The organism is Rhodoferax sp. RT5P35, assembly GCF_056521385.1.
In genome coordinates, this window is the sequence record NZ_JBWMAX010000131.1 from 1 (window position 1) to 1,096 (window position 1,096).

General features: G+C 62.1%; 2 protein-coding genes. Both read left to right on the forward strand.

Going from position 1 to position 1,096, the window contains the following annotated elements:
- Window positions 1-357, forward strand: a 357-nt coding sequence (locus AC097L_RS24300) for a flavin reductase family protein (protein WP_479589290.1), incomplete at its 5' end; no start/stop codon positions are given.
- Between the two features lie 111 nt (window positions 358-468).
- Window positions 469-1,096 (forward strand): phosphotransferase (locus AC097L_RS24305; protein ID WP_479589291.1); only part of this gene is annotated, 628 nt, incomplete at its 3' end.

Below are 1,096 nucleotides of genomic sequence, written 5' to 3' on the forward strand. Positions count from 1 at the left end.
GACCCGCCGCTGGTGCTGTTTTGCCTGGACAAACGCTCGTCCAACCTGGAGAACTTCCAAAGCGCAGCCGTCTTCGGCATCAACGTACTGGGCTGCGACCAGCAGGATGTGTCCACCCGCTTTGTGCAGCACGGTGAAGACCGTTTCAAGGGCCTGGACTGGGCGCTGCGCGAGCCCGGCGTGCCGGTGATCGACGGTGCCACCGCCACCTTTGAATGCGAAACCTACACCACGCTGGACGCGGGCGACCACCTGGTGTTTGTGGGGCGGGTCAAGCGCTTCGATTTTGAGCCGCAGCGCGATCCGCTGTTGTACTTCCAGGGCCGCTACCGGCATATCGCGCAAGCGCCAGTGTGAACGCTTCATCTATGTACAAAGGTGCTTTGGCGATAGTGGCCGCAGCCTGTTTTTCCACCCCCAAACCTATGATGGAAATTGACAAAACAACCTACGAGAACGGGCGTGGATATGAAGAATGCAGCCGATTACGGTGAAGCGGGCGAGGCCAAATTGCGGGCTTTTGTGGAGCAAGCCACCGGTGGCGAAATCAAGAGCATGGTGCGCCAGGTGCGCTGGCGGCCCGCCTGGTTTGTGGATGTGGAGCGCGACGGCGTGCTGCAGCACCTGCACCTGCGCGGCGACCGCGAGGGCGATGTGGCTATCTTCCCCGAGCTGAGCCGCGAGTCGGATGTGATCAGTGTGCTGGAAGAACACGGCATTGCCGTGCCGCGCATCTATGGTTTCTGCGAAGACCCGCCGTGCATTCTGATGGATGCGATTCCGGGCAGCCGCAATATGGCCGAGGCCGCCAGCGACGCCGAGCGCAGCGCCATCGCCCGCCAGTACATGGCCGAGGTGGCCAAGATGCACAAGGTGCCGGTGGCACCGTTTGTGGCCAAGGGCCTGCATTTGCCGCAAGGGGCCGAGGCGATTGCCCTGGTGGGGCTGGATGCCTACATGCCGCTGTACCTGCGCACCAAGAGCCGACCCGAGCCGATGCTGGAGTTTGTGATTGGCTGGATCCGGCGCAACGTGCCCAAGCACCGCAACCAGGCGGCCTTCATCCAGTTCGATTCAGGGCAGTTCCATTTCAAGG